This is a genomic window from Shewanella sp. SM23, from assembly GCF_025654295.1.
Lineage (GTDB): Bacteria > Pseudomonadota > Gammaproteobacteria > Enterobacterales > Shewanellaceae > Shewanella > Shewanella oncorhynchi.
The window spans coordinates 164,189-179,035 of the sequence record NZ_JAKKRM010000001.1 but is presented as its reverse complement, the minus strand read 5'-3'; the positions used below and the strand labels follow the sequence as shown (position 1 = coordinate 179,035).

At 44.8% G+C, this 14,847-nt stretch carries 13 protein-coding genes and 1 pseudogene; 7 read left to right on the top strand and 7 right to left on the bottom strand.

The annotated features are described in order from the left end of the window. Nucleotides 1–28: 28 nt before the first annotated feature. Entirely contained in the window at nucleotides 29–2,287 is a 2,259-nt protein-coding gene (locus L5L98_RS00725; protein WP_263138144.1) for an ABC transporter permease subunit, read from the bottom strand. A 200-nt stretch (nucleotides 2,288–2,487) separates the two neighbouring features. On the opposite strand from L5L98_RS00725, the gene L5L98_RS00720 reads away from it, so the two are divergent. The 3 genes and pseudogenes from L5L98_RS00720 to L5L98_RS00710 all read left to right on the top strand — a co-directional run. Beyond that, on the top strand, nucleotides 2,488–2,988 hold the full coding sequence (locus L5L98_RS00720; RefSeq protein WP_028760534.1) for a glycine cleavage system protein R: 501 nt from the start codon (nucleotides 2,488–2,490) through the stop codon (nucleotides 2,986–2,988). A gap of 459 nt (nucleotides 2,989–3,447) precedes the next feature. Beyond that, entirely contained in the window at nucleotides 3,448–4,101 is a 654-nt protein-coding gene (locus tag L5L98_RS00715; protein ID WP_168823092.1) for a DedA family protein, read from the top strand. A 100-nt stretch (nucleotides 4,102–4,201) separates the two neighbouring features. Next, nucleotides 4,202–4,369, top strand: a pseudogene (locus L5L98_RS00710) (DUF2797 domain-containing protein); the annotation flags it as partial. 44 nt (nucleotides 4,370–4,413) lie between these two features. Here the strand turns inward: L5L98_RS00710 and L5L98_RS00705 are convergent. After that, nucleotides 4,414–5,568: an alpha/beta hydrolase gene (locus tag L5L98_RS00705; protein ID WP_263138143.1), complete on the bottom strand. Its 1,155-nt coding sequence runs from the start codon at nucleotides 5,566–5,568 to the stop codon at nucleotides 4,414–4,416. A 257-nt stretch (nucleotides 5,569–5,825) separates the two neighbouring features. Between L5L98_RS00705 and L5L98_RS00700 the strand changes: the two genes are divergently transcribed. After that, nucleotides 5,826–6,647 (top strand): DUF2797 domain-containing protein, encoded by an 822-nt coding sequence (locus L5L98_RS00700; protein WP_105249677.1) that lies wholly within the window; start codon nucleotides 5,826–5,828, stop codon nucleotides 6,645–6,647. A 249-nt stretch (nucleotides 6,648–6,896) separates the two neighbouring features. On the opposite strand, the gene L5L98_RS00695 is transcribed toward L5L98_RS00700, so the two are convergent. After that, entirely contained in the window at nucleotides 6,897–7,580 is a 684-nt protein-coding gene (locus tag L5L98_RS00695; RefSeq protein ID WP_317633944.1) for a DUF4136 domain-containing protein, read from the bottom strand. Nucleotides 7,581–7,979: 399 nt separating this feature from the next. Here L5L98_RS00695 and L5L98_RS00690 point away from each other — a divergent pair, with 399 nt between their 5' ends. The 3 genes from L5L98_RS00690 to L5L98_RS00680 all read left to right on the top strand — a co-directional run bounded on the left by L5L98_RS00690 (nucleotide 7,980) and on the right by L5L98_RS00680 (nucleotide 9,719). Next, complete coding sequence (locus tag L5L98_RS00690) at nucleotides 7,980–8,573, top strand: LysE family translocator (RefSeq protein WP_113938904.1); 594 nt, start codon at nucleotides 7,980–7,982, stop codon at nucleotides 8,571–8,573. A 26-nt stretch (nucleotides 8,574–8,599) separates the two neighbouring features. Continuing rightward, complete coding sequence (locus tag L5L98_RS00685; RefSeq protein WP_263138141.1) at nucleotides 8,600–9,154, top strand: DUF1415 domain-containing protein; 555 nt, start codon at nucleotides 8,600–8,602, stop codon at nucleotides 9,152–9,154. 76 nt (nucleotides 9,155–9,230) lie between these two features. Further along, nucleotides 9,231–9,719 carry a hypothetical protein gene (locus L5L98_RS00680; protein ID WP_131525693.1) on the top strand — a complete coding sequence of 163 codons (489 nt, stop codon included), beginning with the start codon at nucleotides 9,231–9,233 and terminating at the stop codon, nucleotides 9,717–9,719. 121 nt (nucleotides 9,720–9,840) lie between these two features. Here the strand turns inward: L5L98_RS00680 and L5L98_RS00675 are convergent, their stop codons facing one another. The 4 genes from L5L98_RS00675 to L5L98_RS00660 all read right to left on the bottom strand — a co-directional run bounded on the left by L5L98_RS00675 (nucleotide 9,841) and on the right by L5L98_RS00660 (nucleotide 14,665). Further along, nucleotides 9,841–11,745 (bottom strand): methyl-accepting chemotaxis protein, encoded by a 1,905-nt coding sequence (locus L5L98_RS00675; RefSeq protein ID WP_131525692.1) that lies wholly within the window; start codon nucleotides 11,743–11,745, stop codon nucleotides 9,841–9,843. Nucleotides 11,746–12,067: 322 nt separating this feature from the next. Next, complete coding sequence (locus tag L5L98_RS00670) at nucleotides 12,068–12,598, bottom strand: DUF4303 domain-containing protein (RefSeq protein WP_263138140.1); 531 nt, start codon at nucleotides 12,596–12,598, stop codon at nucleotides 12,068–12,070. Between the two features lie 122 nt (nucleotides 12,599–12,720). Beyond that, nucleotides 12,721–13,194, bottom strand: coding sequence for an NTF2 fold immunity protein (locus L5L98_RS00665; protein ID WP_105249681.1), 474 nt, complete (start codon nucleotides 13,192–13,194; stop codon nucleotides 12,721–12,723). 184 nt (nucleotides 13,195–13,378) lie between these two features. Continuing rightward, a complete protein-coding gene (locus tag L5L98_RS00660; protein WP_263138139.1) occupies nucleotides 13,379–14,665 on the bottom strand; it encodes an acetyl-CoA hydrolase/transferase family protein in 1,287 nt (428 codons plus the stop codon). Between the last annotated feature and the right edge of the window lie 182 nt (nucleotides 14,666–14,847).

Genomic DNA, 14,847 nt, shown 5'->3' with positions numbered 1-14,847 from the left:
AGTATTTAATGTCATTGTCTTATCCCCGTTACAGCGAGCTATAGCGTTCACGTAGACGCTGTCTCACCACTTCTGCAATGGTGTTAAAGAAGAATGTAAAGATGAATAGTACGAACGCAGCAAGGAAGAGCACACGATAATGCGAGCTACCGATAGCCGATTCAGGCATTTCAACCGCAATGTTTGCCGCCAAGGTTCGCATCCCTTCGAACACACTCCATTCCATGATGGCAGTGTTACCAGTGGCCATCAGTACGATCATGGTCTCGCCAACGGCGCGGCCAAGGCCCATCATAATGGCCGAGAAAATTCCCGGACTGGCGGTTAACAACACCACGCGTGTCAATGTCTGCCAAGGCGTCGCACCTAAGGCTAAGCTGCCGTTAGATAAATGACGCGGTACAGAGAAAATGGCATCTTCAGCGATGGAGAAAATCGTTGGGATCACCGCAAAGCCCATGGCAATACCGACCACCAGCGCGTTACGTTGGTCGAAGGTGATCCCCAGTTCGTTAGTGATGAATTGACGGGTATTACCATCAAACAGCGCCACTTCGATGATAGGGCTAACCGCAAAAGAGAACCACCCCACGAAACAGACCACAGGGATTAACATCAGCTCTTGGTACACTTCGGGTAAACGTTGTTTCCACTTACCCGGCAACCTACTCCAGCCATAGGCAGATGTGAGTATCGAGGTCGGCAATAAGATCAGTAGAATTAAAATGCCGGGGAGATGTTCTTCAATCAGTGGCGCTAACCACAGACCCGCCAAGAAGCCTAAAATCACCGTTGGTAATGCTTCCATGATTTCAATGGTCGGTTTCACGAAACCGCGCACCTTAGGCGACATAAAGTAAGCAGTGTAAATCGCACCAGCAACGGATAAAGGCACGGCAAATAACATGGCATAAAATGCCGCTTTCATTGTGCCGTAGGCCAATGGCATTAAGCTCAACTTAGCTTCGAAATCGTCAGAACCTGAGGTCGATTGCCATACATATTTAGGCTCTGGATAACCTTCATACCACACCTTGTCCCACATAGCGCTCCATGACACTTCTGGGTGGGAGTTTTCCACACTGAAGATATGCAGCTTTTTGTCCGCCTCAACGACTATGCCATTTGAGCGTGGGGTAAAGCCCATTTTACCGGGGTTTTTAAGGTCAAACTTTGCATCAAACAGTTCACGATGACTCGTGGTATAGAGTAGTGTTAGCTCACCCTCAGGGCTCACAGTCGCAAAACTCTTACGGTAGAATTCAGAGGTAATCGAGCTGATAGGCGGTAAGTCATCAAACTGACGAATCTCTTGATATAAACGCCCTTTTTCACCATTAACTTGGAAGTACTGCGCCACAATACCTGTGTCATAACTGACCAGTAATGAACTCGCACCCGCCAGCAAAGCCACGTTATTAACTTGTGCCTTAGCACGTTCAACATCAATCACCTGCAGCAGATCTAAGCTGTCAGTATCACGGATGTCGTACACGAAAATTTTATTGCCAGTTTGCAACATCAATTGACGTTGATCGGGCGTCATCAGCTCGTGGGAGACTTTCTTCGGCGCATCTTGAATTTGTGATGTCGTAGAAACCCACTCCACTTCTTCAGTCATCATGTTCTCTTGCCCTTCGAGACGAGTGAGGCGCCAAACACCACTCTCATCTTGATAAGCAAAACTCATTTTGTCTGAGCTATAAGTAAAGGTCAGCTTATGAATCGCGCTGCCTGTCTCATCGACTGTTATGGGGGTTTCACCTGCGGGATAACGCAGTTTAGGTGTGATTAAACGTTTGTTATTGGGGTACGTTAAACCAAACTCTAGGCCCGCCACTATGACCTGACCATTACTTAATCCCAGCGCAAAACGTTGTTCGCTCGGTACAGCAACGGCGGCGCTGGTGACTGTAACACCCGTTGGTAACGTCGGGGTAAAGCTAGAAAGTAGGCTACCGTCGGCAACAGTATAGAAGTCCACTTGACCATGAACGCTCACACGGTACATCACCTCATTTTGCTCTTCAGCACCCACCATTAAGGTCGGCACATCCGCATGTTGATAACTCACACTCTTAACGGGTGTGACATCAGCACTGTCGAAAATGGGTTTAATCACATACAACAGATAAAAGAAGATCAACAATAAGGCGACAAATACCATAGTGCCGCCGATAGTGACGCTGATTTGCGCCGCTTTATCCTTAAATGCCCTGCGATTCGAGCGTCCGCCTTTAAGCATACTGTGCGATGCAGAACCAGGTTGAGTGACCTGACTTTCCATTAAGAACCTCTATTATTAATAGCTAGCGAGTTTTTTCGCTAGGATTTGCCGAGTGCTATGCTTACACTGTTTGAACGTAAACTGAGCAATAACAACATCCTTTATTCTAAGTGCGTTGGATTATATGACGCAAAGATGACAGTTGTGTTACACCCCGTTTTAAAACAGGTGCCTTTTACAAAAAATAGGAGTCAGTCACTATGCTACGATACTTAATCACACTACAAGCACCTGATAGAAAAGGATTAGTAGAACAAATCGCCCATGCTGTGAGTCGTCATGGCGGCAACTGGCTCGACTCAGAATTACGCCATATTGACGGTGTCTTTGCCGCGATATTGTTACTCGAAGTGCCGTCACTGCGGATGGACGAGCTCATTGAGGCCCTAGAATGCATCGATAGCCTGTCCCTCACCTACTCCAAAACCTCGGTCGCTCTTAAGCCCATCAAACGCTTAAGTTACAACCTAGTGGCCTATGACAGACCCGGACTCGTGCTCGATATATCCAATAAAATCAATGCAATTGGCATCAATATCGAGCAGTTTAGTAGTCAATATGAAACCGCAGGCCACACAGGTATAGCTTTGTTTCGGGCAACCATTGGCCTTGGACTCACAGATCTCGCCCAAGAAGATCAATTAGTTGAATCCCTCTATGCTCTTGGGGATGATCTCGTGCTCGATAGATTAAGCCGTTAATCTTGTTACTTTTACGGCGAGCTAACACTTAGCACACCAATATATTTAGAGAGTGCACTCGCAATGGCACTTTCAAACAGCACTTTAAGAGCGCTTAAAACAATGCTTAAAAACCGATATTCGCGGCAAGGTGTTCAAATTAAGTTAAGCCAGTGCAATCAATACTGGATAGTTGGAATGCGCATAGGAATCTGGCAAGTGGGTTTGTAAGTTGATGCCATCATTCGAAATTTATTAACCCTATAATAATGCTTAATATTTTTACTATAAAAAGCCCACAAAACCCGATTACTGAATCATAAACACACTAACACCAACAAAATTTAATGTTGTAACTGCCTTTCGATTCATGCTCCCTTGGTAGAATAACCCACGAAACACCATAGCTCAGGTTCAAAATTGCCGCTTTCGAGCTTTTCCATCTTTATGTTTTATCAATTATTTTAGGGAGTAGTACGTATGGAGCAGTTATACGAACTGGCCCAAGCCATGATACACAATGATCTGGCGGTTTTAGCCAATCCTAAAATCGCCCTCATGGTCAGCGCATTAATTTGTGGCTTTTTAGTGTTAGAAAATGGCTTTATTCCCACCGCATTTTTACCCGGAGATAGCCTACTCTTTCTCACTGGAGTGCTGATTTATCAAGATATTCTTCATATCGGTATTATGCCGTTATTGGTTCTAGCAACCTTTACAGGTACAGCTATAGGTTATTTACAGGGTCGATTTTTAGGGCATACCCAAATTTACCAAAAACTGCTGTCGAATATTGATATCAAACATCAGGAAAAAGCGACCCACCTAATTGATAACTATGGAGTGATAACCCTGCTACTCGCACGTTATATTCCTTTTGTTCGTACCGTTTACCCCTATATTTTAGGTGCAACGGGTATTTCTTCCCGTCGTTTTTTACTCATTAACTTCATCAGCTCAATGGTGTGGATTTTTTCCGTTGTTGGTTTTGGGTATCTCATTAGCCATACCCAATTAGCAACAAAATACCAAACACAATTTATGAGCATAATCATTTACTTGCCAGTAGCCTTGCTAACTTTCGGTATTATTGCCTTAGTGTACAAATGGTTAAGTAAAACAAAAGAGGTTTAGGTGCACTCAGTCAATCGACTCACTTAGCAAAAATTCCTATCTAAACTGACTTGGATAATCTTGTATACTGACGGCCACGCAATGACGATATAACGAAAGCGTGCAGTTAGATGACGCGCAACAAGTGCAATATCAACTCGTTGTTGGTGATGAGTTACTCCCGCTCAATCCATTGATAGGCAAGCAATTAACCTTGACCCACACGGGCAATATCTTCTGCTGCAACTGCGGTAAAAAGAGCAATATTACCCAGCCGCGTGAGACTTGCCCAAACATGTTGCAACTATGTAGTTAAACCCTCTCTGAGAACGATTACTTTTTCCCTTGCAACTGCAAGCGCTTAGCTTGACTGAGGATCTCATTCAAAAACACTGAATCTGTTTGTTTTGCTAATAGCACGGCTTTGTCGGAGGCTCTTATCGCCTGTTCAAGTTGTCCATCCAGATCATAGGCGGTCGCTAAACTGTCCCATAACACCTCTGAATGAGGAAACGCACGCGTCCCCTCTGCGAGAATTTCAACGCCCCAAGCCGTTTTTTGTTCATAAGTGGCCTTGAGCCCATAAACATTATATTGCTGAGCAAAGAGTGGAAATTCATAGCCAAACTCAGCGCTCTTTTGCCGATAGAACTGTTTTATATCCTTAAGTGGCATAATGGCAATTTCAGGCACGGCATTCCAATCGGCAAAAAGTGTCTTTAACGCCTCAATATTGCCTACAAGCGGCGTACTGTCGTGAGTTTCATCGGGGAAATGCTTGTAAAACCAATGTAATTGCTTTGATGTGTTATCCGTGGGGCTTGTACCTAAGCCGTCTTGCAACTGCTTAATTTGTGCCGCAAACGCGCTCGCCATCTCATTGGGCTCACTTGCCATACTCAAAAACCAGCGCAGTGGTTTCGCACGCTTAGCTTGTAATAACTCGGCCGACTTAAGCACTAGCCAATCACTGTCCCACCATAAACTGGGACTGATTGAAATCACCGCATCAAATTGGCTATTTGGCGTCAAGGCGACATAACTGCTAAACAGCCCCGCGAAGGAGTGACCCGTGAGTATTTGGTAATCTGAGGTGCGGTATTTTTTGCCTAATTCACTGAGCAGCTCTTGCTCTAAAAACTGCCTGAACCTTTCAGCACCACCGGAGCTGTCTTTAAATTTATCGATTTGAGTCGGCGTGAAATACTTCATCCGTTGATCCGAACTCACGCCAACGGTAATCATTTCCGGAATAATGGCATAAGTACTTAAAAAACCGACATTCGCAGCCACATGCTCAAATTGGCTAGAGCCATCTAATACGATTAATACCGGATAGGTAAAATTGTTGGAATGCGCATAGGTATCTGGCAAATGGATTTGTAAGTTGATGTCATCATTCAAGATTTCTGAATGAATTACCGTCTTATCCATCTGTGCGAAGACACCCGTCGAAAAGAAAAATATCAGCACTAAAACCAACCGCATAAGTACACCTCCATTTGTAATGCAGGGTAACTTACTGGTTTTCATCATAAGACTCAAATCATTACCCTCAAAAAGTCCGTCTAAGCCTATGGGGTTAAGCGCAGTTTACAAAAACTCACTTAGCAAAAAATCCTATCTAAACTGACTTGGATAATCTTGTATACTGACGGCCACGCAATGACGATATAACGAAAGCGTGCACTAGAACGCATGATGAGCGACTAAGCTGCACCAGAACGCAACACATTAGGATGACCATGTTAGGAACGCTAAAAAAGATGCGCGTGCAGTTAGATGACGCGCAACAAGTGCAATATCAACTCGTTGTTGGTGATGAGTTACTCCCGCTCAATCCATTGATAGGCAAGCAATTAACCTTGACCCACACGGGCAATATCTTCTGCTGCAACTGCGGTAAAAAGAGCAAGAAGAGTTACTCGCAGGGCCATTGTTTTGTCTGTATGCAAAAGTTGGCGAGTTGCGATATGTGCATCATGAAGCCGGAAACTTGTCATTACGACCAAGGCACTTGCCGCGAACCAGAGTGGGCCCAGAGCCACTGTTTTGTGCCGCATTATGTATATCTGTCGAATACTTCGGGCGTTAAAGTCGGCATTACCCGCCACACTCAACTGCCCACCCGTTGGATTGACCAAGGTGCTACCCAAGGTTTACCGATTTTTAAAGTCTCAACAAGACAGCTCTCAGGCTTAGTCGAAGTAGAATTGGCAAAACTGGTTAATGATAAAACCCATTGGCAAGCCATGTTAAAAGGCCATGCCGACGATATCGATTTAAATGCTAAGGCTGCGGAACTGATCCCACAAATTGAGGCTAAGTTGCACGAAATCGGCATGCAAAAAGGCGATTACAGTATCGAGCGTTTGCACGAAACGATTCAGCCAATTCATTATCCAATTGACACCTTTCCGAAGAAGATCACTTCGCACAATTTCGATAAAGATGTGGTCGTCAGCGGAATTTTGCAGGGGATCAAGGGGCAGTATTTAATGTTTGATACGGGCGTGATTAACATTCGTAAGTTTTCATCCTACGAGATCACAGTCGAGCACGACTGAAACAGTCTGAAATCAAAATGGAACTTCCATCCATTAAAATGAAAAAGCGCGTCAGTTTTCACTGTCGCGCCCTTTATTGAGATGGCTGTCACTAAAGTACCATGTCCCACAGTTCAAAAATGGGAGCTAGCACCACAAACATGGGACCAAGACACCTCAATTAAGCACTAATCCCGTTTATCTGGCGAATGCTCCAACCAAAAATGCTGACTCAATTCACTTAGAACTGAACTAAAGCTCAAACGCTGGCTAAGGAGCCACATTAACCGACGGCATATTGGCCAACATACTGGCAATGAGACTGTCGAAATTTTCGGTTAGCTCATCCATCTTTTTAATGTTGCCAAAACCTTGGGCAAGCACTCGCCAAATTGGCTCATCAACGCCCTGTATTTTAGTGGGTTTAAAGAGCGCTATCACCACGGTACCTTTGTCATACTTTCGGATATTAACACCGTCGGTTGACAGCCCAGCGACTAACCCTGTCACTGCCAAAATTTGTTCATCACTCATTTCAGTTCCCATAGCGACGCCAAAGCCAACCTGAAAATCCGCCAGTAGTGGATCTTCGACCCAGCGATATCCCTTACTCTGCAAAGTTTGCTTTAATACGGCTTGCATGTGTTGCAACACTGGCTGCGGATCTAAGCGTTTATCTGTGATGATTTTTTGAAATTTAGGATGCCAAGTGAATGTCATTGCCGTTGACGGTAATTCACTGAGATCGCCAGACATCACGATTGTGGTTCGCAACGGCTGCGCCGCGTTATCCGTCACAGTTACGCACCCAGTAAGACCTAAAACGCTGCTAAAAAGCAGTATTAACACTCTCAAATACCGACTTAACACTCGGTCGGGAGCCCAGCAAGGAACTCGACTGAACTGTCGATTTAGCACTCCACTTAGCTCACTATTTAATGATGGATTCATCATGCCCTGTTACCTCAATCTATAAAATGCTGTCTAAGGATAGTTGCTATTACTAAAACTGAAAGCAGATATCCATCATAGTGTTAAATCAGCATATTCCAATATATCTTGATATTCGTACTAACACAGAGAACCATCAAACTCGCTAGCCTTATTCTCACACCATTAATCCCATCGAGGCATGTACATATTTTGTTATTCTTTTTAGTTTATAAACTCGCTATGTCGTATAGGCGCGGCAACATTTAATCGCTAGAATGCCTCGCCTGCGTTGCAATCAAATGTCGCAATTATAAATAATAGCAACACAGTATTGCGTACCGTCCGATGAGTAAATCGCAGACTCAATGCGGCAAATAATCACAATGCCATAAAACTAAAATAAAAGGTGTGGATCTATCTATGGAGTTAATACTCGCTATCGCGTTGTTTGCCTTTTCATCGGGGATCACCCCAGGGCCTAACAATATTATGCTGATGACCTCAGGGGTAAACTTTGGCGTAAAACGCAGTATTCCGCATCTTATGGGAATAAGCCTTGGCTTCCCGACCATGATCCTCGCGATAGGTTTGGGCTTGAGCGCCCTATTCCAAAGCTATCCTATCATCCATCAAGTGATTAAAGTCGTCGGCATAGGTTACCTTTTGTATCTGTCTTGGTTGATTGCCAACAGCAGTAGCAAGATGGAAGGTAAAGCCATTGCTAAACCCTTCAGTTTTATCCAAGCCGCGGCCTTTCAATGGGTCAACCCTAAGGGCTGGATCATGGCCGTGGGCGCGATTGCGACGTTCACGTCAGTACAGCAGGATTTGACCCCGCAGGTCATCACTATCGCAACGGTATTTTTGTGCGTCGCCTTTCCCTGCGCTATCGTCTGGCTCGGCTTTGGTGTAGCCCTTAAACGCATTTTAAAAAATGAGCGCCAACAGAAGATTTTTAATATCAGCATGGCGCTCTTGCTTGTGGCGTCTATCATCCCTATGATCGCCCCCTAATTTTTAAGCACGAGCAAACGACCGCCATGAACGAAATTGACATGATCACTCAACAAACCGACGACTGGGTGAAAAAAGTGATCATGAAATACAATATTTGCCCCTTCGCCAGACAAGAAGTCGAGCGCGGCAGTATTCGGTATCTGGTGGTGGAACAAACTAAAGTCAAACTCGTACTCAAGGTATTGATCGAAGAATGCCAATACCTCGACGCCCACCCCGAAGCAGAAACCACACTGTTTATTCTACCCCGTGGTTTTGAGGGGTTTTATGCTTATCTCGACCTCATCGACATGGCAACCGATACGCTTGTCGAACACGAGTACGAAGGCACTTACCAACTCGCCACCTTCCACCCAGACTATTGTTTCGATGGTCAACCACAGGACGGGGCAGCCAACTTCACCAACCGCGCGCCCTACCCAACCCTGCACATCATCCGCGAAGCCAGCATGGAGTTAGCCCTTGCTAACTACAACGATCCCGAAACCATCCCAGAACGTAACATCGCCTTTTGCGAACGCAAAGGCAGCGACTTTTTCGTCAAACTGTTAGCAGAGTGCATGGGGAAATCCTCATAACAACTCATACTAGGCAGTGAAATACCAGTTTCAGAAAACCAACTGAAAGCTTAAACAAACAAGGAATGTAACAGCGATGGATATAGTGTTGCCCGAAGAACTCTGCCACTTTTTAAGCACAGCAATTCCTGACTCGCGCCAACTTGATATAGGTTTTGCCTTATTTGAATTCCCACGAGTTGAAGAGCTGATAGACTTTCAACTGGGTTATCGCTGGCATGGTATCACCCGAGCGCAAGAATCGGCTTGGGATAACAATTGGTTAGTGCTTGCAAGTTCACATGGCGACCCCTTAATTTATCATTTAAAGGACGGGCACATTCTTTTCGCTCGCCATGGTGCAAGCCGTTGGGAGCCCTGTCTTCTTTTTACCGATTTAGCCAAAATGTCTCGCTGCTTTGATGAAATTGCGGCTCTTATCACTGAAACGGATGAAGCCCTTTTCGATGATAACGTCAATATCCAGCCAACCTATGTTGAGCTAATTAAAGCGATGATTGTTAACCATGTAGGGCTTGAGCAAGGCAACAAGATAATCGAGCAATTGGAAATCAGGGCCTACTAACACAAGTAGGCCACAACAAATAAAACATTACAAATCAACAAATTAAATGTAATATACCCGAAAGCATTCCGACGATATCTTTATCATGGTCGTTAATGCTCGCGAATAAGATCTGTCAAACCTATAACTGAAAACGTCTTAGTAATCCTTTTAGCGTAACACCAAGGCTAGCAAGATCGTCGGCGGAACGTGCAGTTTCTGCCGCGCCATCAGCGGTTTGTTCGGCAATATCCCTAACTCTCACAATACTTTTATTAATATCTTCTGCCACGGCGCTTTGTTCTTCCGAGGCGGCGGCGATTTGATGTGTCATATCCAGGATACGGCTAACCGCATCGGCAATATCCACTAACATTTCACCCGCTTCGCGGGATAATGACACTGCGCCATCACTTAATGTTCGGCTTTTGGTCATCATTTGTACCGACTCCAGTGTACCCTTTTGCAAATTAACAATCATATTTTCAATTTCTTCAGTAGAGGATTGTGTTCGACTCGCAAGGCTTCTCACCTCATCGGCCACCACTGCAAATCCCCGTCCTGCCTCACCTGCTCTTGCAGCTTCAATGGCCGCATTTAGCGCGAGTAAATTGGTCTGTTGTGCAACCGATTTGATCACATCAAGGACGGAACCGATACTGTCACTCTCAGATTGTAAGCGCTCCATCGCATGTGCCGTGGTCGCTATTTCCTTGGCTAACAGTTCGATTTGACTGACCGCTTCAATAACTTTTTTATTACCTATCGCAGTGGTGTGATCCGCCTCTTTAGCCGCTAGCGCGACATTTTCAGCACTGGTAGACACCTCTTGTACTGTCGCCGCCATTTCATTAATCGCGGTGGCAACTTGGTCAGTTTCACTACATTGATTTTGCATACCCGCACTATTTTGTTCTGTGACCGTAGAAAGTACTTCTGCCGATGAAGCCAACTGCACCACGCTATCACCTATTTGTGTCAACACTTGCTTAAGGGTGCTATTCATTTCACCCATGGCACGCAATAATTCCCCCATCTCGTCCTGACGCTCTGAGTGGATAGTGCTGCTTAAATCACCTGCGGCAATTTTTCTCGCTGTAAGGAGGGTTTGTTTAAGTGGCCCGACAATTTGTCCACTGATTAACCACGCAAGTAAGGGGCCGACAACCAAGGCGACAATTAATGTGCCAAGTACCACAGCCTTTGCTTGGGCATCAGCGTCAGCCCGTTTATGCTTTTGGATGTCAACTAATTCACGAATATTCACCATCAATGTTTGTGCTGCGCCGCCCATTGACTGCGCTAGGTTATTCATATCACGGTTAACATTGACCATAGCATCAATATCATGGTCGTAACGGTCCAATATCTGGATGGCTTGTGCGGTATCCTCTCCCTTTAGAGTGGCGATAGTCTGTGACAATCTGGCAATGGCATCTTTTGCCGTTTTTAAATTGAGATCACTAGCATCATAGACATAGCCTCGGATGTGATAACGTAACATGGTCATTTGCTGGCTAACACTTAAGGCATCTTTTAATAATTCAGTATTTTGCGTTGCTTGCGCCCTGTTGGTCATTCTATCGACCAGCTCCGCATAGGTGGCAACCAACTTGGCCCCCACTTGAGCACCCGTGACTTTCAATTCCTGTTTATGCTTAAACACATCACTAAACTGATTTATCGATTGATGATACCGATCCATTGCAACTAACGATTCTTGAAGATACTGCTGATCGTGGGCATCGCTAGACGCTGACAATTGTTGCTGTAAACCGCTTTTTGTATTTTCAATTAAGCTCTGGAGTTCATCCAATTTGGTTAAATCGCCATTTGCAATAAATTCTAATCTTGCGGCCTTGGCCGCAAGCAATGTTTTATCGACATTGGCAATAAACTCCAACCGACTACTGCTGATATCGATTGAGGTAAGTCCCCTGTATCCAGCCGCTGCCACAATAAATATCAGCAATAACAAGATCCCAAAACCAAGCCTTAACTTATTGGTTACCGTCATGTTTCCTAGCAGGCGGCGCAAACCTTCCATTTAAATACCCCATATCAAATTTAAAAATGAATATACAAATCCAATGCAATTGTAATGAGTTTTTCATGGCCGTTTATTGACCCAGTTAACCAATCTATAAAATACATTATATGTATAACATTTAAATTAAGGATGTATTGTGGAAGTCAGAAGCAAGAGAAAGCATTGCGGGAATGACGGCAAAAATGAAAGGGTGATGACATGTCATAGCAGAACCGCCACGGATGGACGGTCATTAAGGAGAGGATGATGCCAGTCACGTGAGTAACTGCATTAGATTTACAATAGACACACAACCAAATTAAAACAATAAAGTTGAGCACTACGACAAGACTGGTGACATCACAATATCCGATACATCTTCATCATGGTCGATACTAAAGGCCATAAAACCATCGGTTTTAGGAATCGCTTGATAGACTTCAGTTTGGGTAAACTGCACTAGGCATTCGTTAAACACTGCGCGTATTTGCCGCACTATCTCCTCCCACTCACTAAAGTCATCCTCGGGTAAGCTCTGTTGAATCGTCTGCAACTCATCCTCTGAAAGCAGGTAACATGTACTAAAACATTGATACTCCCAGTCACCTGTATTGAATTTAAGTTCTTGGATAGCCTCAGGGCTTTGGTATGACTCAGCCCATTTCCCAGACTGGTAATAGGCCAATCGCTGCTGAAAATCTGCCTCTGTATTAAAACAAAGATTTAATTCTGCGTATTCGGCATGGGTGTCAAAAGCAAAGGCATAAAAGGTTTTATCAGGATGAGCTAATAAAAATTGCTCAACCTCAACCGTTGTAAACCGCAATGTCTCGGCTTTGATTCGAGCAATAAGAGCATTATCTAATGGCATAAAGATGTTCCATTTACACAATATTTTTTGTGTCTCAGTGCATCACTTAAATTAAACCGACGTTACTAAACTCAATGCTTTAGTCATTTTTTACTGACGTCAAGCATTGAGATTAAGCTGAATTAAAGGATTTGTACGCTCCATTTCTCATTGCCATAGCGACGATTTTTATAGCTATCGATACGCCATTCATCGGCTTTTTTAAGAGCAATAAACAAATACTCATCTTCGAAGTTAGTGTTGGTTTTAATATAGATTTCGGCTCTGCTTTTACTTTTTAAAGTAATTTGCACTTCAAGAGGATGATCGCAACCATTAAATTTTGAAGGAAACCCGAAGGAATTACGCACTTTTCCGCCGTAAACACGGGGCTTATCGGTGCAAAAATCGTCAAATAACGGCGCTATTTGCTCACTCAGTAAAGCAAACCAATCGGTTTGCTTCGCATAATGGAATTCAGCCACTGGCAATTCCTGCCGTAGCTTATCTTCTTCGGCAGTTCTTTCGGTATAGAGGGTATTTTCGATACTGTTCCAGCGCGTACAAAAAGATAACACCCTCTCTGTTAAATATGCTTTTAATTCAATCTCATCCATTTAAATCATTGACTCCTTTCTTTATAAGTCTGTCGGTCAAACCCGCCAAGAGTTTATACCATATCGGGACAGACAAACGACTCTTTACCACGATTAAATGACGTATTAAAACCAACCCTTTACGCTCAACGAGCTTGCACCACTGCAAACTCGGCAGCAAGCCATAACACCAAGATTTACAATGCTATAGATTTAATCCCCACACATCAAAGGCATCACGACTTAATTGTTCCCTAAAATCTGGGTGAGCGATGGTGATCAGCGCTTGTGCCCGTTCGCGCAGTGAACGGCCGCGTAGATTAGCGGCGCCGTATTCGGTCACAATGTAATGCACATGGGCCCGAGTGGTGACAACCCCTGCGCCAGGTGATAACACGCTGGCAATGCGAGAAAGCGTTCCCCCCGCGGCAGTGCTGGGCAGCGCAATCACAGAACGACCACCTTCAGATAACCCTGCTCCGCGGATGAAATCCATCTGGCCCCCGACACCAGAATAGATTTTAGTGCCAATGGAATCGGCACACACTTGGCCTGAAAGGTCGACCTGCAGCGCCGAGTTAATCGCCATCACATTGGGATTTTTACGGATAATGGCCGTGTCGTTAACTTGCTCTATGTCCATAAAGATGACCGCAGGATTATCATCAACATAGTCGTATAATTTCTGGCTCCCCAAGGCGAAACCTGTGACGAGTTTTCCCGGATAAAAACACTTCTTGCTGTTGTTAATCACACCCTTTTCAACCAGTTGCAATATGCCGTCAGAAAATAGCTCTGTGTGGACGCCTAAGTCTTTATGTTCGGTTAAGCAAGACAGCACGGCATCGGGGATCGCACCTATACCCATTTGCAAACAATCGCCATTACGCACCAATTGGGCGACATTTTTGCCAATCGCCAGACTCACGGCATCGCCCGTCGCGAAGGAATGAATGGGCAACGCCGCGCTCTGCTCATACACAGCGGCAAAACGGTCGATATGGATAAAGCTGTCACCATGGGTGCGTGGCATTTGTGGATTAATATGAGCGATGATCTTACCCGCGACTTGGCAAGCTGCGAGCGTTGCTTCAACCGAAATGCCTAAGGAACACATGCCATGCTTATCGGGTGGCGACACTTGGATAATTGCGGTATCAATTTTTTGCTCGCCGGAACGAAATAACTTAGGCACTTCAGACAGGAAAATCGGCACATAATCCGCGTCACCACTTTGCAGTAATGCCCGCGTTGGCAGCCCACCGAAAAAACATCGATGGCGTAAATGCCCCTGTAAACTGGGATGGCTTAAGGATTCGGCGCCTTCAGTATGTAACTGTAACAGGGTGAGATTTTCTTTGGTGAGTGCATGCTGCGCCAACGCATCTAATAAAATGCGCGGAGTGGCGCCCATGGAATGAGTCCACAGCGTCTCGCCGCTTTGAATTAAAGCAACCGCATCGAGCGCGCTATGACAAATGATTGGAGGCATAATGAATTCCCTTCGCTAAGCATGATGGCGGCAATCGCCCTAGCGGCAGTGTAAGGGATATCCTAATTAAGCAACATCGATTTCAATGGCTTAGCGCGACTGTTTATCTATAGTTTGCGCTATATCAAACTCTAGATTATTAATTGGATCGCAAAATACACATTCAACCTGTTTTGGCACTA